15 protein-coding genes and 1 riboswitch are annotated in these 22,615 nt (G+C 63.1%); of the genes, 6 read left to right on the top strand and 9 right to left on the bottom strand.

The features are described from left to right. Window positions 1-45: 45 nt before the first annotated feature. Entirely contained in the window at window positions 46-3,375 is a 3,330-nt protein-coding gene (gene carB / locus KKP04_RS11945; protein ID WP_215031473.1) for a carbamoyl-phosphate synthase large subunit, read from the bottom strand. Window positions 3,376-3,665: 290 nt separating this feature from the next. Here carB and KKP04_RS11940 point away from each other — a divergent pair, with 290 nt between their 5' ends. The 3 genes from KKP04_RS11940 (at window position 3,666) to KKP04_RS11930 (ending at window position 8,936) form a co-directional block, all read left to right on the top strand. After that, window positions 3,666-5,651, top strand: a complete 1,986-nt coding sequence (locus KKP04_RS11940; RefSeq protein WP_215031460.1) for a methylmalonyl-CoA mutase family protein — start codon at window positions 3,666-3,668, stop codon at window positions 5,649-5,651. 129 nt (window positions 5,652-5,780) lie between these two features. Beyond that, complete coding sequence (gene scpA / locus KKP04_RS11935; RefSeq protein WP_215031457.1) at window positions 5,781-7,943, top strand: methylmalonyl-CoA mutase; 2,163 nt, start codon at window positions 5,781-5,783, stop codon at window positions 7,941-7,943. Between the two features lie 114 nt (window positions 7,944-8,057). Continuing rightward, window positions 8,058-8,936, top strand: coding sequence for a hypothetical protein (locus KKP04_RS11930; RefSeq protein WP_215031454.1), 879 nt, complete (start codon window positions 8,058-8,060; stop codon window positions 8,934-8,936). Window positions 8,937-8,948: 12 nt separating this feature from the next. Here KKP04_RS11930 and gcvPB read toward each other — a convergent pair whose 3' ends face one another. From gcvPB to gcvT, 4 genes are read right to left on the bottom strand one after another with little or no spacing between them, the layout of a single operon-like run. Then, window positions 8,949-10,502, bottom strand: coding sequence for an aminomethyl-transferring glycine dehydrogenase subunit GcvPB (gcvPB, locus tag KKP04_RS11925; RefSeq protein WP_215031451.1), 1,554 nt, complete (start codon window positions 10,500-10,502; stop codon window positions 8,949-8,951). Next, window positions 10,495-11,838, bottom strand: coding sequence for an aminomethyl-transferring glycine dehydrogenase subunit GcvPA (gene gcvPA / locus KKP04_RS11920; RefSeq protein ID WP_215031448.1), 1,344 nt, complete (start codon window positions 11,836-11,838; stop codon window positions 10,495-10,497). Before gcvPA ends, gcvPB begins: the two co-directional genes overlap by 8 nt. Continuing rightward, window positions 11,838-12,215, bottom strand: coding sequence for a glycine cleavage system protein GcvH (gcvH, locus tag KKP04_RS11915; protein ID WP_215031445.1), 378 nt, complete (start codon window positions 12,213-12,215; stop codon window positions 11,838-11,840). The genes gcvPA and gcvH overlap by 1 nt, the downstream gene beginning before the upstream one ends. Window positions 12,216-12,226: 11 nt before the next feature. After that, complete coding sequence (gcvT, locus tag KKP04_RS11910) at window positions 12,227-13,381, bottom strand: glycine cleavage system aminomethyltransferase GcvT (protein ID WP_215031442.1); 1,155 nt, start codon at window positions 13,379-13,381, stop codon at window positions 12,227-12,229. Window positions 13,382-13,538: 157 nt separating this feature from the next. Continuing rightward, window positions 13,539-13,627, bottom strand: a riboswitch (glycine riboswitch). Between the two features lie 514 nt (window positions 13,628-14,141). Here gcvT and KKP04_RS11905 point away from each other — a divergent pair. Continuing rightward, window positions 14,142-15,155 (top strand): hypothetical protein, encoded by a 1,014-nt coding sequence (locus tag KKP04_RS11905; RefSeq protein WP_215031439.1) that lies wholly within the window; start codon window positions 14,142-14,144, stop codon window positions 15,153-15,155. Window positions 15,156-15,256: 101 nt separating this feature from the next. Beyond that, entirely contained in the window at window positions 15,257-16,246 is a 990-nt protein-coding gene (locus tag KKP04_RS11900; protein ID WP_215031436.1) for an NAD-dependent epimerase/dehydratase family protein, read from the top strand. A gap of 173 nt (window positions 16,247-16,419) precedes the next feature. On the opposite strand, the gene KKP04_RS11895 is transcribed toward KKP04_RS11900, so the two are convergent. From KKP04_RS11895 to chrA, 4 genes are all read right to left on the bottom strand, one after another. Beyond that, on the bottom strand, window positions 16,420-16,995 hold the full coding sequence (locus KKP04_RS11895; protein ID WP_215031434.1) for a DUF3365 domain-containing protein: 576 nt from the start codon (window positions 16,993-16,995) through the stop codon (window positions 16,420-16,422). Window positions 16,996-17,114: 119 nt separating this feature from the next. Continuing rightward, entirely contained in the window at window positions 17,115-18,560 is a 1,446-nt protein-coding gene (locus tag KKP04_RS11890; protein WP_215031431.1) for an amidohydrolase family protein, read from the bottom strand. 350 nt (window positions 18,561-18,910) lie between these two features. Next, window positions 18,911-19,273, bottom strand: a complete 363-nt coding sequence (locus KKP04_RS11885) for a hypothetical protein (protein WP_215031429.1) — start codon at window positions 19,271-19,273, stop codon at window positions 18,911-18,913. Window positions 19,274-19,354: 81 nt separating this feature from the next. Further along, entirely contained in the window at window positions 19,355-20,515 is a 1,161-nt protein-coding gene (chrA, locus tag KKP04_RS11880) for a chromate efflux transporter (protein WP_215031426.1), read from the bottom strand. A gap of 357 nt (window positions 20,516-20,872) precedes the next feature. Between chrA and KKP04_RS11875 the strand changes: the two genes are divergently transcribed. Beyond that, window positions 20,873-22,576 (top strand): L,D-transpeptidase family protein, encoded by a 1,704-nt coding sequence (locus tag KKP04_RS11875; protein ID WP_215031423.1) that lies wholly within the window; start codon window positions 20,873-20,875, stop codon window positions 22,574-22,576. Window positions 22,577-22,615 lie beyond the last annotated feature (39 nt).

Genomic DNA, 22,615 nt, shown 5'->3' with positions numbered 1-22,615 from the left:
AAAGCAATGCGCGCCGGACCGCCCTCCGGTACCGGCACACATAGTTTAGGCGATATATTTCTGCAGAGGCTGAACTTCAAGGATGCCTGCGCGCATTGCCGCAACTGATTTTGTGACAGCCAGCGCGCCCGCGATGGTCGTGTAGTAAGGGATCTTGTACATCAACGCTGTACGCCGGATCGTGGAACTGTCGGCCAGCGCCTTGGCTCCTTCCGTCGTGTTGAAGACAAGATCGACCTCGCGGTTTTTCATCGCGTCCACGATGTTCGGGCGCCCTTCGAGCACCTTGTTGATGCGCATGCAGGGGATGCCTTGCGCTTCGAGATGGCGCGCGGTGCCGCGCGTGGCGAGCACCTTGAAACCCATCTCGACGAGGTCGCGGACGGGCTGAACGATGCGGTGCTTGTCCGATTCCTTCACCGACACGAACAGCGTTCCGGCCGTCGGCAGACGACTGCCGCTGGCGAGCTGCGCCTTCGCGAAGGCAACGGCATAGGTCTTGTCGATGCCCATGACCTCGCCGGTTGAGCGCATTTCCGGCCCGAGGACCGGATCGATCTCCGGGAAGCGCTCGAACGGGAACACGGCTTCCTTCACGCCCACATGCTGCACCTTGGCGCGGTGCTTGAGGTTCAGGTCGGCGAGCTTCTCGCCCGCCATGACGCGTGCTGCAATGGCCGCGACCGGATAACCGATCACCTTCGCGACGAACGGCACGGTGCGGCTCGCGCGCGGGTTCACCTCCAGCACGTAGACATCGCCATCTTTCACCGCGTACTGGATGTTCATCAGCCCGACCACGTTCAGCGCGCGGGCGATGTCGGCGGTCTGGCGCTCAAGCTCGCGCAGGGTGGCCTCGCAGAGCGAATGTGGCGGGAGCGAGCACGCGCTGTCGCCCGAATGCACACCCGCTTCCTCGATATGCTCCATCACGCCTGCGATGAACACGTCCGTACCGTCCGAGATGGCGTCGACATCGACCTCGGTCGCATCGCGCACATAGGAATCGAGCAGGAGCGCGTTTTTCGCCAGCACGGCGTTCACTTCCGCGTGGCGATTGCCCCCGAAGCGATGATGCACGTCCGGCGGCACGAAGGCCGCGAGCGTCGTATCGAAATAATCCTTGAGCGCGGCGACGTGCGGAATGATAGCCATGGCGCGTCCGCCGAGCACGTAGGAAGGCCGCACCACGATTGGGAAGCCGATTGCCTCGCTCGCGGCGAGCGCCTGCTCGATGGAATAGGCAATGCCGTTCTGCGGCTGGCGCAGGTTGAGCTTCTCCACGAGCGCCTTGAAGCGGTCGCGGTCCTCGGCGAGGTCGATGGCGTCGGGCGAAGTGCCGAGGATCGGAACGCCGCGGTCGGCGAGCGTCTGCGCGAGTTTCAGCGGCGTCTGCCCGCCGAACTGCACGATCACGCCCTTGAGCTTGCCGTTCGACGCTTCCTTTTCGATGATCGCGAGCACGTCTTCCGGTGTCAGCGGCTCGAAATAGAGGCGGTCGGAGGTGTCGTAGTCGGTCGAGACGGTCTCCGGATTGCAGTTGACCATGATCGTCTCGTAGCCCGCGTTCGACAAGGAGAAGGCCGCGTGACAACAACAATAGTCGAACTCCAGGCCCTGGCCGATGCGGTTCGGGCCGCTGCCGAGAATGATGATCTTTTCGCGGTCCGTCGGGGCGGCCTCGCACATCTCGCGTCCGGCAAGCGGGGCCTCGTAGGTCGAATACATGTAGGGCGTCGGCGAGGGAAATTCCGCCGCGCAGGTGTCGATCCGTTTGTAGACGGGGAACACCTTGAGCGCGCTGCGCTTCTCCGCGACCTCGGCTTCCGTGAGCCCCGCGAGCGCGGCAAGCCGCGCGTCCGAGAAGCCCATGGCCTTCAATTCGCGGAAGGAGCGCTCGGTTTGCGGCAGTCCATGTTCGCGAACCTTCGCCTCCACGTCCACGATTTCCTGAAGCCGCTGGATGAACCACGGATCGATCCGGCACAATGCATGGATCTGCTCGTGATCGACCCCCATGCGAAGCGCTTGCGCGACCTTGAGGAGCCGGTCGGGCGACGGCGTGCCGAGCGCCTCGCGGATGACGTTCTTGTCGTCGCCCTTGCCGAGTCCTTCGAGAAGGTAGTCGTCGAGGCCCGTGAGGCCCGTTTCAAGGGAGCGGAGCGCCTTTTGCAGGCTCTCGTGGAAGGTGCGGCCGATGGCCATCGCCTCGCCGACCGACTTCATGGACGTGGTGAGCGTCGTCGGCGCGCCGGGGAATTTCTCGAACGCGAAGCGCGGGATCTTTGTGACGACGTAATCGATGGTCGGCTCGAAGGAGGCGGGAGTTGCGCCCTTGGTGATGTCGTTGTCGAGTTCGTCGAGCGTGTAGCCGACGGCGAGCTTCGCGGCCACCTTGGCGATGGGAAAGCCCGTCGCCTTGGACGCAAGCGCGGACGACCGCGACACGCGGGGGTTCATCTCGATGACGACGAGCTTGCCGTCCTCCGGGTTCACGGCGAACTGCACGTTCGAGCCGCCGGTTTCGACGCCGATCTCGCGCAGAACCGCGATGGAGGCGTTGCGCATCAGCTGATATTCGCGGTCGGTCAGCGTCAGCGCGGGCGCGACCGTGATCGAATCGCCCGTATGCACGCCCATCGGGTCCACGTTCTCGATGGAGCAGATGATGATGCAGTTGTCCTTCTTGTCGCGGACAACCTCCATCTCGTACTCTTTCCAGCCGAGGACGGATTCCTCGACGAGGATCTGTGTCGTCGGCGAGGCTGCGAGGCCGCGCTCGCAGATATGGAGATATTCCTCGCGGTTGTACGCGATACCGCCGCCGGTGCCGCCGAGCGTAAAGGACGGGCGAATGATCGCGGGCAACGGCACGTGTTCGAGCGCGTCGATAGCCTCTTGAAGGGTTTGCGCAAGCCGCGATTTCGGTGTGGCAAGGCCGATCTTCTGCATCGCCTCGCGGAAAAGTTGGCGATCCTCTGCCTTGTCGATGGCGTCGGCATTCGCGCCGATCAGCTCGATGCCGAAGCGGTCGAGCACGCCGTCACGCGCGAGCTTCAGGGCGGTGTTGAGCGCCGTCTGGCCGCCCATGGTGGGCAGCAAGGCCATGCGCTCATCCGGATGCTCGCGCCGTTCACGCTCGATCACCTTCGTCACCATGTCGGGCGTTATCGGCTCGATATAGGTGGCGTGGGCCAGATCAGGATCGGTCATGATCGTGGCGGGGTTCGAATTCACGAGAACGATTCGATACCCCTCCTGACGCAGCGCCTTGCAGGCTTGCGTGCCGGAATAGTCGAATTCACAGGCCTGGCCGATAACAATCGGGCCAGCCCCAATGATGAGGATGGAGTCTATATCTGTGCGTTTGGGCATACTTCTGGCGCTCGGGTTTCGTCGCGTTATAAAGGAAGCGGGCGACGATTCAACAACAGCGTGGAATCGAATGTTCGCGAACGGGCAATCCGGGGGTGCAATCCTGCCGCCGGCGCCTGGTTAGCAGCCTCGTTTCGCGATGCGGCATAGGTTCCCTCTCCGGCTCGCGCTTCCGAAACGGGATTGTCGCGAACGCGGCCTTAAGGCGCGGTGTCGCGCCCCGGAAAAAGGCAAAAAATCGGTCCTCTGGCTGTGGACTGAGACGGAACGCATCACTATCATGCGCCGCCATGGAACATTTCGCACTTGCCAAAGAATTTCCGCCAGCGTCCGAAGCGGACTGGCGCGCCATCGTGGACAAGGCGCTGAAGGGCGCACCTTTCCGCGTGCTCGAAAATCAGCTTTACGAAGGCTTCGCGACGTCGCCGCTGTATACCGGCGCCGCCACGTCGGCCGCGCGGCACGGCCAGCGCGGCTGGCTTGTCGTGCAGCCTGTTGCGGGCGCCTCGCTTGCCGACGCCGAGCGGCAATTGGCCGACGATCTGGCGAACGGGGCGACGGCCCTGAGCCTCGACCTCGATACCGGACCCGTCATTCGCAAGGCGGCCGAGCTGAAGGCTGTCGCCGGTGCCGGTGTGCCGGTCTTCCTCGCGCCGGGAAGCTCCCCCGCCGACGCCGCGTTGCTTCTGGCGAAGGCCGACGAGACCATCGTGGGCACGGCGGGCTTCGACCCGATCACCGCCTTCGCCATCTCGGGCGACGTTCCGGCCGACCGCAAAGCCGCATTGGCGGATACGGTCGACGCAGCGCTTGCCATCCGCGACCGCTTTCCGCACGTCACGCCTTTCCTCGCATCGAGCCGCGCCTGGAATGGCGCTGGCGGTTCCGCGGTGGAGGAACTCGGCTTCACGCTCGCCGCGGCCGTCGCCTACTGGCGCGCGCTGGAAACGGCCGGGCTATCGCCGGAACAGGCATCGCGAGCCATCGGCTTCAAGCTGTGCGCATCCGCTGACCTGTTCCTCACCATCGCGTCGTTCCGGGCGATCCGGCTGCTCTGGGCGCGCGCCCATGAGGCGGCGGGGCTCGCGCCGAACGAGCATATCCTTCTTTATGCGAAGATGCCGCCGCGCATCCTGTCCGCCTACGATCCGCAGGTGAACATGCTGCGCGCGACCGCGTGCGTGTTCGGCGCGGCCATAGGCGGGGCAAGCGCGATCGAAGTCTACCCGTTCGACGAAGCTGCGACCGAGGCAACGCCTCTCTCGCGGCGCATCGCGCGCAACACCGGGCTTGTGCTTCAGAGCGAGGCGTGGCTTTCGGCCGTCGCCGATCCGGCAGCCGGGTCCGCCTATGTCGAGGCGTTGACGGAAAAGCTCGCCGCGTCGGCCTGGGCGCTGTTCCGCGAGGTGGAAGCCAAGGGCGGTCTCTTGAAGGCGCTTGAAAGCGGCTTCGTCGCGGCTCGCCTGCGTCAGACGGCCGAGAAGCGCGACCGCGCCATCGCACACCGCAAGGAAAGGATCACCGGCGTTTCGGTCTTCCCGAACCTCAACGAGAGGATCGGTGTCGAAGAGCCGACCGCCGTCATCCTGGAAGAAGTGCATCCGACCGTCGACTCCGCGCTTCCCGCCGCCGGCGCGGGCGAACGCTTCGCGGCGCTCGTTTCCGCCGCTGCGCGTGGCGTGCCGCTCGCCGAACTGCGTTCGGTCTCGCGTGTCGTCAGCGACCTGATGGCGGGTGGCCCTCTCCACGTGGCCCGACGCGACGCCGAACCCTTCGAAGTGCTGCGCCAGCGCGCCGACTTCGCTCTCGCCAGCATCGGCTCCCGCCCTCCCGTATTTCTCGCGCTTCTCGGCTCGCCGTCGGACTACCGCGCGCGTTCGCTCTGGGTGCAGAGCTTCTTCGCGGCGGGCGGCATCGAGGCCGTCTTGCCCGAAAAAGGCTTCACCGATATCGAAAAGCTCGCGACCGCATTCAAGCAAAGCCCCGCGCCCATCGCCTGCCTGTGTTCTTCCAACGCGGCATACGCCGAGGTTACCGGAGCCGCCGCCGCTCTGAAGCGTGCTGGCGCGAGCCTCGTCTATCTCGCCGGCCCGGCTTCGCTTCTTTCGTCGCTCGATCCTCACGACAGGACAGCAGTGGACCGACTTGTCTATGAGGGCTGCAATGCTCTCGCCATTCTCGAAGAGGCGCAGCATATCCTGCGCGTCGAGGAACTGGCGGAAGCTGCCGGTCTCGAGGCGGAGGATGAGAACTTCGGCGCGTTCGACGAAGCCTGAGGTTACGAATTTCGAAGGCCCCGCTTGTTTGGCATTGCCGGAGCGAGGCGTCTTAATATGCATCGGTCGACGAATGCGCGTCAGAAAAGCTGATGGCTGCGTCGATCGACGGACACTTGGAAGCGAACGATGACTGATTCTCCGTTGCCGGATTTCTCGAAGATCGAGTGGCAGACGCCGACTCTTGCTGGCGACCCTTGCGGCGCGCCCGCCGAGACGCCGGAAGGCATCCAGCTCAAGCCCGTCTATGGGCCTGCGGACATCGACGGCCTCGACTTCCTGAACACCTATCCGGGTCTCGCCCCGTACCTGCGTGGCCCCTATCCGACCATGTATGTCCAGCAACCCTGGACGGTTCGCCAATATGCGGGCTTCTCGACCGCCGAGGACTCGAACGCCTTCTATCGCCGCAACCTCGCGGCGGGCCAGAAGGGTCTCTCCATCGCCTTCGACCTCGCCACCCATCGCGGCTATGACAGCGACCACCCGCGCGTGCGCGGCGACGTCGGCATGGCGGGCGTGGCCATCGACTCGATCTACGACATGCGCACGCTGTTCGACGGCATCCCGCTGTCGGAAATGTCGGTGTCGATGACCATGAACGGCGCGGTGTTGCCGATCCTCGCGCTGTTCATCGTGGCGGGCGAAGAGCAGGGCGTCTCCCCGAAGCAGCTTTCGGGCACGATCCAGAACGACATCCTCAAAGAGTTCATGGTGCGGAACACCTATATCTATCCGCCCCTGCCTTCGATGCGCATCATCTCGGACATCTTCGCCTACACGTCCCAGAACATGCCGAAGTTCAATTCGATCTCGATTTCCGGCTATCACATGCAGGAAGCGGGCGCGACGGCAGATCTGGAACTCGCTTATACGCTGGCCGACGGCGTGGAATACGCCCGCGCGGGCAAAGCCGCCGGTCTCGACATCGACGCATTCGCGCCGCGTCTGTCGTTCTTCTGGGCCATCGGCATGAATTACTTCATGGAAGTGGCCAAGATGCGCGCGGCCCGCGCGCTGTGGGCGCGCCTCATGAAGGCTGAGGGCGCGAAATCGTCGAAGTCGATGAGCCTTCGCGCGCATTGCCAGACGAGCGGCTGGTCGCTGACCGCGCAGGACGTGTTCAACAACGTGACGCGAACCTGCGTCGAAGCCTTCGCGGCAACGCATGGCGGCACGCAATCGCTCCACACCAACGCGCTCGACGAAGCGCTCGCGCTGCCGACCGACTTCTCAGCCCGCATCGCGCGTAACACGCAGCTTTTCATCGAATACGAGACCGGCACCACGCGCACCATCGACCCGTGGGGCGGCAGCTATTATGTCGAGCGGCTCACCTATGAGCTTGCGAAGAAGGCGTGGGAGCATATCGAGGAGGTCGAGCGCCTCGGCGGCATGGCGAAGGCCATCGACGCGGGCGTTCCGAAGCTGCGCATCGAAGAGGCGGCCGCGCGCACGCAGGCTCGCATCGACAGCGGCAAGCAGATCATCGTCGGCGTGAACAGATATCAGCCGGTGAACGAAGCGCCAATCGAGGTGCTGAAGGTCGACAATTCGGCGGTGCGCGCCGCCCAGATCGAGAAGCTGGAACGGCTGCGCGCGGAGCGCAATGGCGCGGCGGTGGCGTCGGCGCTCGAAGCGCTCACCAACGCGGCGGCGAGCGGCGGCGGCAATCTGCTCGCGCTCGCGGTCGAGGCGGCCCGCGCGAAGGCCACCGTCGGCGAGATTTCGGACGCGCTCGAAAAGATCTATGGCCGCCACCGGGCGGAAACACGCGCCATCTCGGGCGTTTACCGAGCGGAGGTCGGCTCGATGGAGAACAAGGTTCCGCATGTCATCGCCATGTGCGAGGCGTTCGAGAAGGAAGACGGACGCCGACCGCGCCTGCTCGTGGCGAAGGTCGGCCAGGACGGCCACGACCGCGGTCAGAAGGTGATCGCCTCGGCGTTCGCGGACCTCGGCTTCGACGTGGACATCGGTGCGCTGTTCGCGACGCCCGCCGAAGTGGCGCGTCAGGCGGTGGAAAACGACGTGCATATCGTCGGCGTGTCGTCGCTGGCGGCGGGCCATCTTACGCTCGTGCCGGAATTGAAGCGCGAGCTTGAGGCGCAGGGGCGACCCGACATTCTCATCGTGGCGGGCGGCGTCATCCCGCCGGACGATTACGACGCGCTTTACAGGGGCGGCGCGGTGGCGATCTTCGGCCCCGGCACGAACATCGTCGAGGCGTCGACGGACCTGCTCGTCAAGCTCAACGCGCATCTCGGCTATACGAAGCTCGCGGCTGAATAACGTTCTCGGATCGTTTGTTTTTGGCATCGCACCTGGCGGGGTGTGATGTTTTCTTTAACTACTTAATTATGCGATTAGCCTAATATCCTCTCTAGATTGCAGGGGGATTGTGGAATGGCTACCAATCTATATGAACTGAGAAGGGATCTCACCTTCGCCCAAGCCGAAGGGCTGGAGCCAGTCTCGAAAGCGGCCAGGCTGCGCGAGGTCACGCCTCAGCTCAGGGCGCTGCTTTGGCGGCATATTTACGCTTCCATGAGCAAGTCAGCGTACTATCCTCCTTTCTCCCGCAGCAACGAGAAGTGTTTCTCTGATCCGTGGCGGGGGGTTCTGCTAGACAAGCAAGTCGAGCTTGACTTCGGGATGGCGGATGAGTTCGATAACTCTTGGGATATTAATGTCAAAAAAATAAAGAGTATTTTCGTTGATGGCGGCTGGGCGGAGTTTTACGGCTTTCTTCAGTGGCTTTTGCGCCACCGTTCCAGCCCACTCGACCCCGCATGCGTTACCGCCTGCCTCGAACAAGGGGGCTCGGCCTATCGCCTGCTCGAAGACGGAAAAACCCTGTTCCCGGTTACTTCGGATGAAGAAATGAGCGTGGTCAATCGCGTCTTCGAAAGCCTTGCCGGCGACAGGTTTACGGACGCTCGCTTGTATTTGAGAAACGCCGCAGATGCCCTTGTTTCGAGGCGACCTGCTCAGAGCATCAGGGAGGCGAAACTGGCGGTTTATGCCACAGCATGCATTGTGTGCCGCACGAACTCGCCGCGCGATGCTTTCGAGAGGCTCGAAAGCGACAGCGCTTTGCACCCGGCGCCCATCAAAGCCCTGACCAGCCTTTGCGAATACCTTGATGCACAAGGAGAGATGGCCACCGTAGCGAACAAAGCCGAGGCGAAGGTAGACGAGGCGGACGCGATGCTCATGATCGGAGCATGCGCCTCATTCGTGAGCTATCTGATCAACAAGTCACAGAACATCGCGGCGAAGTAAGATGACGGCGGATCACACCGCCGCCTTCTCGCGATAGTTCAGCACCAACTCGCGGGCGGCGCGCGTCTCGTCGAGGCGCGAGCGCGGCGCGAAACGCGGCGCTTCCGTGAAGCGCGCCACATCGCCCGCTTTCGCCGCGAGGGCCAGCGCGCGCATCGCGTCGATGAACTGGTCGAGGCTCTGCTTCGATTCCGATTCGGTCGGCTCAACGAGCATCGCGCCGGAAACGACAAGCGGGAAATACACCGTCATCGGGTGAAAACCCTCGTCGATCAGCGCCTTCGCGAAGTCGAGCGTCGAGACGCCCGTGCCCTTCAGGAAGCGGTCGTCGAACAGCACCTCGTGCATCGCGCCCTCGGGGAACGGCAGCGTCAGCACGTCGGCGAGCCGCGCGCGCACGTAATTCGCGTTCAGCACCGCGTCTTCCGACGCCTGGCGGATGCCGTCCGCGCCGTGGCTCATCATATAGGCGAGCGCGCGCACGAACATGCCCATCTGGCCATGGAACGCGGCGAGACGGCCGAACGGCGCGGCACCTTCCGGCGCGTCGCCCACGTGTTCTACAAGCCGGATCGCATCGCCATCGCGGCGCACGAACGGCACCGGCGCGTAAGCCGCGAGCGCTTCCGACAGCACCACCGGCCCGGCACCCGGACCGCCGCCGCCATGCGGCGTCGAGAACGTCTTGTGCAGGTTGATGTGCATCGCATCCGCGCCGAGGTCGCCGGGGCGCACCTTGCCCGCGATGGCGTTGAAATTCGCGCCGTCGCAATAGAGATACGCGCCCGCTTCGTGCAGCGCGTCGGCGATCTCGCGGATATGCGGCTCGAACAGCCCGCAGGTGTTCGGGTTCGTCAGCATCATCGCCGCGACGTCCGGCCCGAGCGCCGCGCGAACGGCGTCCACGGCGACCGTGCCGTCAGGCCCCGCTTCGACCGCGCGAACCGTGAAGCCGAGATGCGCCGCCGTCGCCGGGTTGGTGCCGTGCGCCGAGACGGGCACCAAGACCACGCGGCGCGTTTCCGCCTCGCCACGCGCTTCGAGCGCCGCCTTGATCGCCGCCATGCCGCAGAACTCGCCATGCGCGCCGGCCTTGGGCGACAGGGCGATGGCGTGCATGCCGGTCAGTTCGAGCAGCCAGCGCGACAGCTCCGTCATAAGCGCGAGCGCGCCTTGCACGGTCTTTTCCGGCTGAAGCGGATGGATGTCTCCGAAGCCGGGCAGCCGCGCCATCTTCTCGTTGAGGCGCGGATTGTGCTTCATCGTGCATGAGCCGAGCGGAAAGATGCCGGTGTCGATGGAGTAGTTTTTCTGGCTGAGGCGCACATAATGGCGCATCGCCTCGGGTTCCGAGAGGCCCGCCAGCCCGATGGCATCGGTGCGCTCAAGGCCGCCGAGGCGCGTTTCGGTCTCCGCCGGTTCCTCGAAATCGACGCCGGACGTTTCCGCCGAGCCGATCTCGAAAATCAACGGCTCCTCGATCTGAAGGGCGCGATTGCCGGTGAAGGTGGTCTGCGGCGCGGCCGCTTCGGCGGCGGGAAGGATCACTTTCGGCATCTCAACCATGGAGCACCTCTTCGAGCGCGGCCCGGAAGGCGGCGATGTCGTCAGGGGTTGTCGTTTCCGTCGCAGCGACGACGATGGTATGCGCGAGCGTCGGCTCGTCCGGCCAGAGGCGGGAAGCCGGCACGCCGCCGATCACGCCTCGGTCGGCCAGCGCATCGATCACCGCTGCGCCGGGTTTCGGCGTGCGGATCGTGAACTCGTTGAAGAACGCGGGCGTGATCACGTCCACGCCCTCGACGCGTTCCAGCGCCTTCGCCAGCGCCACCGCACTCGCGTGGTTGACGCGCGCGAGCTTCCGCAGCCCCGCCTCGCCGAGCAGCGTCAGATGCGCCGTAAACGCCAGAGCGCAAAGCCCGGAGTTCGTGCAGATGTTGCTCGTCGCCTTCTCGCGGCGGATGTGCTGTTCGCGCGTGGACAGCGTGAGCACGAAGCCGCGACGCCCGTCATGGTCTACGGTTTCGCCGCAGAGCCGCCCCGGCATCTGGCGCACGAATTTCTTGCGCGTCGCGAACAGGCCGAGATACGGGCCGCCGAAGTTCAGACCGTTGCCGATGCTCTGGCCTTCCGCGACGACGATATCCGCGCCCATCGCACCGGGCGATTTCAGCGCGCCGAACGACACCGCTTCCGTGACCACGACGACGAGCAGCGCGCCTGCTTCATGTGCCTTGTCGGCAAGCGCGGAGAGATCGGCCACGCGGCCGAAAGCATCCGGCATCTGCACGACGATGCAGGAGGTGCCGTTGTCGGCGTCCGCGTCGAAGCTCGTTGCGGGATCGACCGCGCGCGCATCGACCTCGAAGCCGCCGAGCCGCGAAACCGTCTCGATCACCGCGCGATAATGCGGATGCACGCCGCCCGCGACGACCGCCTTGCCGCGCCGCGTCACGCGATGCGCCATCAGCACGGCCTCGCTCGCCGCCGTCGAACCGTCATACATCGAGGCGTTCGCCACCTCCATGCCGGTCAGGGCCGCGACCTGGGTTTGAAACTCGAACAGATAGTGCAGCGTGCCCTGCGCGATTTCCGGCTGGTAGGGCGTGTAGGCCGTCATGAACTCCGAACGCTGGATGATATGATCCACCGTCGCCGGGACGTGGTGCTTGTACGCGCCCGCACCCGCGAAGAACGGCACCGACGATGCGGGCACGTTGCGGGCGGCGAGCCGAGAGAGCGCGCGCTCCACGGCGATTTCGCTCTGCGCGCGCGGCAGGTCGGGCAACTCGTCCCGAAGCGAGCCCTCGGGCACGGCCGCGAACAGCGCGTCGATGTCGGCGACGCCGATGGCGTCGAGCATGGTGCGGCGATCCGCGTCCGTGTGGGGAAGATAGCGCATCAGCCCTCCGCGCTCGCATAGGCGAGGTAAGCGTCCCGATCCATGAGCTTGTCGAGTTCGGCGGTGTTCGACAGCGCGAGCTTGTAGAGCCACGCGCCCGCTTCGGGCTCCCGATTGATGAGGTCCGGCTGGTCGTTCAGCGTCTCGTTGATCTCGACGATTTCGCCGCTGGCGGGCGAATAGATGTCGCTCGCGGCCTTGACCGACTCGACCACGGCGATGGGCTGGCCCTGTTTCACTTTCTCGCCTTTTTTCGGCAGTTCGACAAAGGTCACGTCGCCGAGCTTACCCTGCGCGTAGTCCGTAATGCCGATCGTGCCGACACCGTCCTCGACGCTGATATATTCGTGGTCTTCGGTGTATTTGATGAGCGTCATGGCTTGTGACCTTATGCTTTGCGAACGTAACGATGTGGCACGAAGGGCAGACCCGCGACACGCGCGGGCTGAAACGCTCCCCGGATTTCAACAGCAACCGACGTGCCATCGTTGCTCAAGCGCGGCGGCACATAGCCGAAGGCGATAGACGCGGCGGCGGTCGGCGTGTAGGCGCCGCTGGTGATTTCGCCCACGGTTTCACTCGTTTCGGCGGCGATTTTCATGTGCGTGCGCGCGGCGGAGCGACCATCAAGGCGAAGCCCCACGCGGACGCGCGCCGGACCCTCGTCCAACTCACGCTGAACGCGTTCCGCGCCGATGAAGCCGCCGTCGCGCCGACGCCGCTTGCCGATGGAGAAATCGAGCGCGGCTTCCACGGGCGAGGTCGTCTCGTCCATGTCCTGCCCGTAAAGCGGCAGGCCCGCTTCGAGGCGCAGCGTGTCGCGCGCACCAAGGCCGATGGGCGCGACTTCGGGGTGAGCGAGCAGGCTGCGCGCGAAGGCTTCGGCGACTGCGGCGGGCACGGAAATTTCGAAGCCGTCCTCGCCCGTATAGCCGGAGCGCGAGACGAAAACCGCCTTGCCGCGCCAGTCGAACGGGGCCGCCTTCATGAACGCAAGCGCCCTCACCTCGGGCATTTGTCGCGCAAGCACGCGCGCGGCGTCCGGGCCCTGCAACGCGACAAGCGCGCGATCCGGCAGCGGCGCGAGCGTGACTGACGGCGGCAGATGGGCGGCGATGTGCGCGAAATCGATCTCCTTGCGCGACGCGTTCACCACGAGGAAAAGGCTGTGGCCGTCCGCCTCGCGCGTCGCCATCAGATCGTCGATGATGCCGCCTTCGTCGTTGAGAAGTTGCGTGTAGCGGATCCGGCCCGGCTTCAGCCCCGCGATGTCGCCGGGAACGAGGCGCTCGAACGCAACGGCTACCGTTTCAAAGTCCGGCCCCGTAATCCGCGCCTGCCCCATATGCGACACGTCGAAGAAGCCCGCGCGCTCGCGCACATGCGTGTGCTCCTTCACGATGCCGGTTGCATAGGAAACGGGCATCTCGTATCCCGCGAACGCGACGAGCTTCGCGCCAAGCTCCCGGTGCAGCGCGGCGAGCGGCGTCTGCCGCAACGGCGGCGCGGTTTCGTGAATTGTGGCGGCGGGGGCAGCGCTCATGGCTGGCGTCTCCGTGTATTCGAGGGCTCCGCTTGCGCGGTCATCGCCCCCTCTGTCACGGAACCTGAGAGATTTCACCGGCTCGGCCGCCGAAGCGGAAGGCCGGTCTTTACCCCATCGGTGAGCCGCCTTTTCGGGCGACTGCTTTCCAGAGTGCTGTCTGCGCGCGGTCCTTTTTGCCTGAGAGTTTCCGGGGCGGTTGCTCCTTCGGCGCCAGCCTGGGCTGGTCTCTCCCGCATGCATCGGTCAGCACGTCTTAAGTCGCCCGTGGCCCGTGCGCTGTCAACCACCCGGCAGATAGAAAGTTCTTGATAGCGGACAGCGCGCCGCGCCTGCGCCTTTCGGGTCGCACAGCGCAAGCTTCGCGCAAGTTGCGCGCGTTAACCACCGGTCAACTTTCCGCGTGGCCCATTCTCCGCCAAGGTTAGGCTCGGGAGAATGGTTCGCCCTTTCGAAGGCGCCCTGTTGATATCTTATTTCTCATTGGAAAAGAGATTATCGAAAATGGAATGAGTTAAAATTTTGGTGTAGAGACATCCCAAGGCTTTGCCGTGGAGAACATGGGGGAACCACTCCGATAATGTTCAGCAGGATCGACCACATCGCTCAACCGGGTAATCCACCGGCGGTACGCTCGACTCGCGAAGATCAGCGCCGACATCGGCTGCTTTACATCTGCGATTGGCTGCCGCCGGATTTCGGCGCGGTGGGTCAGTATAGCGTGATTTTCGCGAGGAAACTGGCGGCGGAAGGTTTCGACGTGACGCTCGCCGGACTTTCAACTCAGGGCGACAGCGATACCAGCGAAGAGATCGGTAACGGGCGCTATCGGGAGATCAAGCTTGCCGCCAAGCCCTATGACAAGACGCGAACCTTGCGGCGGATTTTCTGGACGGCGGGCACCAATACGCGTCTTGTCTTCCGCCTTTGGCGGCTCATGCGCGCCTCGGAGTCGATTCTCTTTACGGGCAGTCCGCCCTTGTTCCTCCATTGGATCGCGCCGGCAAATCTGATCTTGCGAAAGAAGCTGATCTATCGCATCACCGACTTCCACCCCGAATGTGCGATAGCCGAGCGCGGCCGTTCATCGCGTTCTCTCGATCTGGTCTATCGCGCAACGCTCTTTTGGCGGCGGCGCGTGCATATGTTCGAGATCCTCGGGCACGATCAGGGCGAACGCCTTGCCGAGATCGGGATACCGAGAGAGCGCATGCGCTTCAAGCCTGACCCGTCGCCGGTGGAGATCAGAGCGGACACGGTCCCGCTGGAGCGGCCGCCCGAGGCGACCGGAAAGGTTCTGCTCCTCTATTCGGGAAATTGGGGGGTCGCCCACGATCATATGACATTCGTCGAGGCCTACCGGCGGCATCACAGCCAGGGAAAAGCGAATGTGCTGTTGTGGCTCAATGCGGTGGGAAGCAATGCCCAGCAGGTGGCGGACATGCTGACGGACCTGGGCCTCCCATTCGTGCGCGGGAAGCCTGTTTCCCTGGATCGGCTGGCGAGCCTTCTCGTGACACCAGACGCGCATCTGATCACCTTGTCGGACAGCTTCGTCGGCTACGTGCTGCCCTCAAAGGTGTATGGATGCGTTCAGTCGGGAAAGCCTGTCATATTCATCGGAAGCAAACGGTCCGACGTAGACCGGATTTGCAGGGAAAGCGCAAACGGGCGCTATCGTCAGGTGGAGGTTGGTAATGTGGCGGCCGCGTTTCAAGCGTTAGAGTATCTCGGAAAGCTAGCTATTGAACAGGATGAATGCCTTGCATGTTGATCATGGTCGAAACCGGGACCGTCAGCACGTGGAGGGCACTATCAATTCATTCAACACGCGAGATAAGCCGTTCATATTATGAATAGGCAAGGGGAAACCTTATGACAAAAAGAGCATTGGTCTGCGGAGCTGGCGGGTTCATAGGAAGTCACCTCGTGAAGCGCCTCAAAAAGGAGGGGTTCTGGGTTCGAGGCGTGGACCTGAAATACCCGAAATTCAGCGAGACGGAGGCCGATGATTTCATCAACGGGGACCTGCGCGATCCGGTCGTTGCACGCGAAGCCGTCGATTGCCGCTTCGATGAGGTCTATCAACTCGCGGCCGACATGGGCGGCGCCGGCTACATATTCAGTGGCGAGAACGACGCCGCTGTGATGCACAATTCGGCGCTCATCAATTTGAACGTGTTGGAGGCCTGTCACAGGCGCAACACGCGGCGCATCTTTTACTCCTCCTCGGCGTGCATCTATCCGGAATACAGCCAGCGCGACGCTTCCAATGTGAGCCTCAAGGAAGACACGGCTTATCCCGCAGCGCCCGATAGCGATTACGGCTGGGAAAAGCTGTTCAGCGAGCGGTTGTATATGGCCTTCCACAGGAATTACGGAATGGAGGTGCGCATAGCTCGGTATCACAACATTTTCGGACCCGAGGGGGCCTGGAACGACGGCAAGGAGAAAGCACCGGCAGCGCTGTGCCGGAAGGTTGCCATGGCTGACGATGGCGGCAACATCGAGATCTGGGGTGACGGCAACCAGACCCGTTCGTTCCTTTACATCAACGAGTGTCTTGAGGGATCAATTCGTCAAATGCGCTCCGATTTCATGGGGCCGGTGAACATCGGCTCCGACGAAATGGTGAGCATCAACGGCTTGGCCGCCATGATCATGAGGGTCGCGGGAAAGAAGCTCAACTTCAACCATGTGCCGGGCCCGCTCGGCGTACGCGGACGGAATTCCGACAACGAACTGATCGAGCAGCGACTGGGCTGGCGACCGACGGAGCCACTGGTCAGAGGGCTGGAGAAAACCTACCCCTGGATATGCACGCAGGTTCAGATCGCCGCTCAAAGGCAATCGGCTCGGACTTGAGGCATCAAACCGGTTGAAGCCCTTCTGAGCATTAGTCGGCCCCCTTATTCATGAGAGCCTGTTTGTGGTGGCTTTTGCGCGCCTCGCGCCGCCGTTCGGATTTTCTCCGCGCGATCACGGCCGGGACATGGCGAGAACGGTGGCCATCGCCACCGTTCCATCGATCCCGACCCTTACTGCATCGGTCTCGATAGTGTAAATGCGCCGCGAATATCGCCTTCCTTGTATCCCGTCGCGCGATCTTGCGGGTAAAGCTCGGTGAGCTTCTCCCTGACGGGCTCCTTGATCACTTCCCCGTGGCAGGTCAGGCACATTTCAGCGACCGGGATCGCTTTCATGAAGCGGAACGTCCGCGCCCCGTCCTTCTCGACAATCTGGACGCGTTGGAGCTTCGTCACGTCGGCGCCTTTGCTCCTGGCGGCATCGAAGTCTTCCAGCACGCTCCTTTCCCACTCGTCCGGGGCGTTATTCGGGTTGCGAAGTTTGAGCGCGGTGCGGCCCACGACCCACCCGCCGGCCGAAGAATCGGCCGCAATTGCCGGCGCGGCAACGTGACAGACTTCGATGGCCTTGAGAGGTCCATCGACCTTTATCGCGCCGGTGAGTTCGCTTTTCAGCTTTTCAGCGAACTGCGCAATTATCCCGCGCGCCTCTGCCGCGAGCGCGTCGGACTGCTCGTCCGCAACGGCATGGGCGGTGAGCCCCAGGAAAACAGCAAAAGCAGTGAAGGCACTCTTTCCGAGTGTCATTAGCGATCCTCCGGCCAAGTAAACACGGCTCAACCTAGCGGCTGAGAGCTTCGGCGTATGTGACAGAGTCACAGAAGCCTATGGTGCGGCTCCCGCGACCGCACACCTGTGCCGGAACCCTACGCCGCGAGCGAGGCGACGCGTTCGGCAGCGATTGGCCGCGCGCAGGCCCACTTCGCCACCTGCTGGATGTCGTAGAAGCGGCACGCCTCCATCAGCACCCGGCATTCGGTCCACACATCGCCATCCACGATCGGCATGAACAGGTCGTGGATGTTGTCGACGCCGAGATAGGTCCGCACCCCCGCCGCAAGCAGCTTCGGGAACGGCGCGATCGAATTGTGAAGCGGCGCAGTCATCGGCAGTTGGGCCATGCTGAGGGCTGCCGACGGGCAGATCACGATGCCCATATCGGCGTCGAGGATCTTCTGTATGATGCGGTCCTGCTCGCGCTCGCTCTTCGCGCCGAGCGAGATCGCATGCACGCCGAAGACGCGGCCCTGCATGCCATGCTCGATGGTTTTCTCGGCGAGAAGCTCCGTCTCGTTTTCGAGCGGATTGTTTTCCTGATCCACATGCACATCAACCGGCTTGCCAAGGCGCTTGGCAAGGTCGAGGATGATGTCGAGATGGGCCTCGGGGCGAGGTCGGTCGCGCGAGGGAAGCCCGCCGCAATAGTCGGCCATCGCGCAGGCTTCGGCGTATTGCTCGTAGGACGCAGGGTCGAGCACGCCTTGCAACGGCTGCACGCCGACTTCGAAGTGAATTTGATCCGCATAGCGCTTCTTCACCTCGACCGCCGCCTTGATCGGCAGCAGGCCCACGGTCGAGTCCGCGTCGACCATCGTCCGGCAATAGGTCACGCCCTGCGCGATCATGGTCTCAAGGCCGCGGCTGATGCGCTCGACGAGATCGTCGTGGGTGTAGTTTTCCTTGAGGTAGCGGTAGATTTCCCACTTCTTCTGCATGTCGACCTGGCTGAGTCGCAGGTTCTCCATGTTGACGAGGTACGCCTTGTCGAAATGGGCGTGATGGTTTGCGAAGCCGCCAAGCTTCTCGACTGCTTCCATAAAGTGCAGGCGAAGGTTCCACGGCTCGGAATTGTCGGAGAGCTTGTAGCGGAACGTGCCCTTGTTCGTGTCGCGCACGATCTGCTGCAAGGTTTCGATGCCGACATCGCAATCGGTGATGAGCGGGATGCCGTTTTCGATGCAGAGCTTCCGAATAAGCTTCGCGTCGGACGATTCGTCGTAGTCGTTGTCGCCTGTCAGAACGTTGATGACGAGATCGAAGCGGTTCTCGTTCAGAAACGTGCGGATGTTCGGTGCGCGGCCGTCGGTGATCTTGTGAATCTCGACCGTGTGGATGCCGTGGCGCGTAAGAAATCTGTGTGTGCCCGGCGTAGCGAAAACATCGACTTCAAGGCTTAGAAATTGCTTGATCGCGGGAAGCATTCTTGCCTTGTCGTCCTCCTTGCCCGCGCTGATAAGGACTTTCTTTCTACTCCTTCGCCCCAAAAGCTTAAGATTGAAGGCGAGCATTTCCAGCGATATACCGTCGTTCATTCCATTTACCCCTTGCGTGACATTCCCCCCTTGTGCTAGTTTTACGCCTTCTCCTTCTCACATGCGCCGATGAACTTGCTGAAACTTGCCCCTCCGCAAATGGCCGCATGGTGATGAAATGCGCGCCTCCCGTCAATGACGAAAACGCGCATTCGCGAAAATTCACGAACTTGGGAAATTTCCCCGGCGCTCACCGGTGCGGGATGGCACTTTTCGGAGGCGTGGCGCATCGGTGCTGGCCGGCGGTCGAAACCGCCTCCGCCGCTGCTGATCGCGCGATCGTCCCCCCTCAGGCTGTTTGAGACGTTCGTGTAGCTCGCCGATCCGACCGGCTCAAGCCGGGCGCTGACTCAAACCGGAGGCTTCAGCAGAAAACCGGCCTTGTTCATGCACGCCGTGAAGGTTGCCGCGTGCATCTCATCCGACTGGCGGCGGTTGCGGATCGTCGCCCCGAGATTGGAGCTGTCGCCCGAAGGCGAGCCCCTCTGCGAATGGCCCGACTGTCCGGCTTTCTGAACCGCCGCGCTTGCCGCGAGCGCTCTCGCCTTACAGTCGTTTTCGGCGAATTGCTGCGCAAGTTCCCGCTCCGTTGTCGTCCTGTACCGTTCCGGTTCAACCAGAACAAACTGATTCGCGGCGGGGATCGAAGTCGCGACCGGAGCGCAAGCGGCGGCGAGAAGCGGTAACGCCAGAAACGGAACAAAACGCAGCACGGGATCTGATCCATAATCGATAAAGTTTCATGCGTGTTTAGCGCAAAATGCGCAGAAGGGAAGCCTGAGCTTCGCCCGTGTTCAACGCGCGAGGCCGATCACGATCCCGCCCGCCGCCGCGACAAGCACGACGATCCAGGGGGGTGCCTTCCAGGCCATAAGCAGCACGAAACAGGTGAGCGCCAAGGCGAAGGCGTAAGGCCCGGTGATCCCACCGGTGAACACCGGATCGTAGAGCGCGGCGCCAAGGATGCCGACAACGGCGGCGTTGGCCCCGCGCATCGAGGCTTGCGCGCTTTCGCGTTTGCGAAAGCTGTCCCAGAACGGAATGACCCCGAGCAGAATCAGAAAGCCGGGCAGGAATATGGCAATGAGGGCAATGCCTGCCCCGGCGAGGCCGTTGGGCTCCGGCCCCAACACCGCTCCGAGATAGGCGGCGAAGGTGAAGAGCGGCCCCGGAACGGCCTGCGTCGCCCCGTAGCCGGCAAGAAACTGATCTTGATTGACCCAGCCGTTTCGCACCACCTCCGTTTCGAGAAGCGGCAGCACGACGTGTCCACCGCCGAAGACGAGGGAACCCGCTCGGTAAAACGAGTCGAAGACGGCCAGCCCCTGCGAGGACGAGGCGACGGTTGCGATGGGCAGCCCGAACAGCAGAACGAAGAAGAGAGCAAGCGAGGCAACACCGACTGTCCTCGAAACGGGAAAGGCGATGTGGCTGTCGACGGCCTCATGGTCACTACGGCAGAACAGCAGACCCGCCGCGGCACCGATGGAGATCGCTGCCACCTGTGCGAGCAAGTCCGGCACAAGGACGACGATCAACGCGGCTGCGAGCGCAATGGTTGCTCGTTCGCGGTCGGGACACAGGTTCCGTGCCATGCCCCATACCGCCTGCGCCACGATGGCGACGGCAGCGATCTTGAGGCCGACGATGATGCCGCTTCCCATCGGACCGTCAAACGCTGCTGCGCCGAAAGCAAACAAGGTCAGGAGTATGGCAGACGGTAGCGTGAAAGCCGCCCAAGCCGCAAACGCGCCAAGCGGACCGCCACGCAAGAGCCCCAGTGCGAAGCCCATCTGGCTCGACGCCGGGCCCGGCAGGAATTGGGTCAACGCCAGGAGGTCGGCATAGCCCTTTTCATCGATCCACTTGCGCCGCTCCACGAGTTCGTCACGGAAGTAGCCCAAATGGGCAATCGGCCCGCCGAAGGAGGTAAGGCCAAGCTTGAGGAAGGCCATAAAGACTTCGCCGGCCGAGCCAACGCCGGTTGGGCTTTCTTTATGGCTCTTGGTCAAGTCCGTCACGGCTTCATCGCTTCTTCAATGACCTGGCGGATGCGTTTCCCAGGGGAGCGAACTTGAGATTTGCTGAGAATGCCAGCAGCGGATGTGAATCACGTGTAGCATCCGGCGCCCTTGAAGCAGTCTTGCGCATTGGCCAACGAGCGGCGAAATCCGAACGCCGCCGCGCGGCCAACTTGACAAACGGCAAAAGCCGCGCCGGACAACCCGCATTCATGAAGATCGGTTAACTCAGGTTTCGCGCCAGTTTCGACCTCTATCTTGCCCCTAACACTGCGTCCAGGGAGTATTGGAATGACGGGGCGGCTCTTCTTTGCGTTCTTCGTTTTTCCGGCGATAGCGTTCGCGTCGCCGGCGTATTCACAGGCGGAGCAGGCCGAGCCTGCAACGCCGTTGGAGGCCGTTTCCAACGACGGTTCGGTCGCTGAAAAAGAACCGCTCGCGGCGGTGCCGACCGCCGAAGACCGTCAAGCCATCGATGCGGCCGCCGCTCCGGCCCCGCTCACGCCACAGGGTAAGGCATTGCGGCAGGTGCTCCTTACGCTCCCCACCGGTGCCGACGATGAGGAACGCAACGAGCGCGCCGCGCTTCTTTCCTTCTATGAAAATCGCCGCTATGCCCCGCTCTGGCTTGCCGCGTCGGGCGAGACCACTGCAAGAACCGCGAGCGTCGCCGCCGAAATCGCCCGCGCCGCCGACTACGGGCTCGATCCGCGCGACTTCGCGCTTCCTTCAGGGCTCGATCAAAGCCAACAAACCGCCGCCACGCGCGTCGGCGACCAGAAGCCGGAATTCATTGCCGCGGGCGAAATCGACATTTCGCGCGCCGTGCTGAAATATGCGCGCTTCGCGCGGGGCGGACGCATCATCAATCCCACCGAGCGACTCAGCTCTTATCTCGACCGGCGCCCGCAACTCCTGACGCCCGAAGCGATCCTCGATGGTATCGCCGCTACCGACGAGCCGGACGCCTATCTGCGCAAGCTTCATCCGCAGCATGCCCAGTTCGAGAAACTGCGCCAGAAATATCTCGCGCTGCGCGACAAGAAGAAGAATGCCGTCGCCAGGCGCCTCCTTGCAAACATGGAGCAGTGGCGCTGGATGCCGGCGGACCTCGGCGACCTCCATGTCTGGAACAACATTCCGGAGTTCATGCAACGCGTGGTGAAGAATGGCGCTGTGATCCGCAAGGAACGCATCGTCGCCGGACAACTCGACAAGCAGACGCCGGTCTTCACCCGCACGCTGAAGAAGATCACCTTCAATCCCACATGGATCGTTCCCGAATCCATCAAGGTGCGCGAGATCCTGCCGAGCCTTCGGCGCGGCGGCGGTATGATGCGCGAATGGCAGCTCGAACTTCTCAACAAGGATGGGGAGAAAGTCGACTGGCGACGCATCAACTGGTACCGAACGGACATCCGCATTTTCAACGTGGTGCAGCCCAACGGCCCCAAGAGCGTGATGGGCAAGGTGAAATTCTCCTTCCCGAGCCAGCACACCGTCTTCATGCACGACGCCTATCCCCCCGACAAGTGGATGTTCAACAAGGCGCGGCGAACTTACAGTCACGGCTGCATGCGCGTGCATAACCCGATCGGCCTCGCTGAAATCCTCCTGAGGGAGGACAAGGGGCTCGAACCGGCGCAGGTCCGCGAAGCGCTTCGCAAGGGCGGGAGCGACAATGAGTTCGACATCGAACGGCGGATCCCGATCCACACGACCTATTTCACCGCGCTTGTGGACGATCAGGGCAAGCTCCACACCTTCCCCGACGTTTACGGCCACGAACGGCGCATCACGCAGGCGCTCGATGGCAAGTGGTCGCAGATTTCGCGCGGCAAGGACCACTTGGCGCCCGTCCAGCTTGAGATGGCTTCCACTCAGCGCCGCTCGCGTTACGCGGAAGACGACGCGGCGGATGCGCCGCCGCGCACATGGCGCAACAATGCAAGCTTCCGGGGCGGTTTTCTCGATTCGCTGTTCGGCCGCTGGTGATTGCGAAGCGTATCGCGCATGAAAACGCCACCCTTGACA

Source organism: Rhodomicrobium sp. Az07, assembly GCF_018619475.1.
Taxonomy (GTDB): Bacteria; Pseudomonadota; Alphaproteobacteria; order Rhizobiales; family Rhodomicrobiaceae; genus Rhodomicrobium.
Note: the sequence above shows the minus strand (reverse complement) of the source record. Positions and strands in the feature narration are given on the sequence as shown.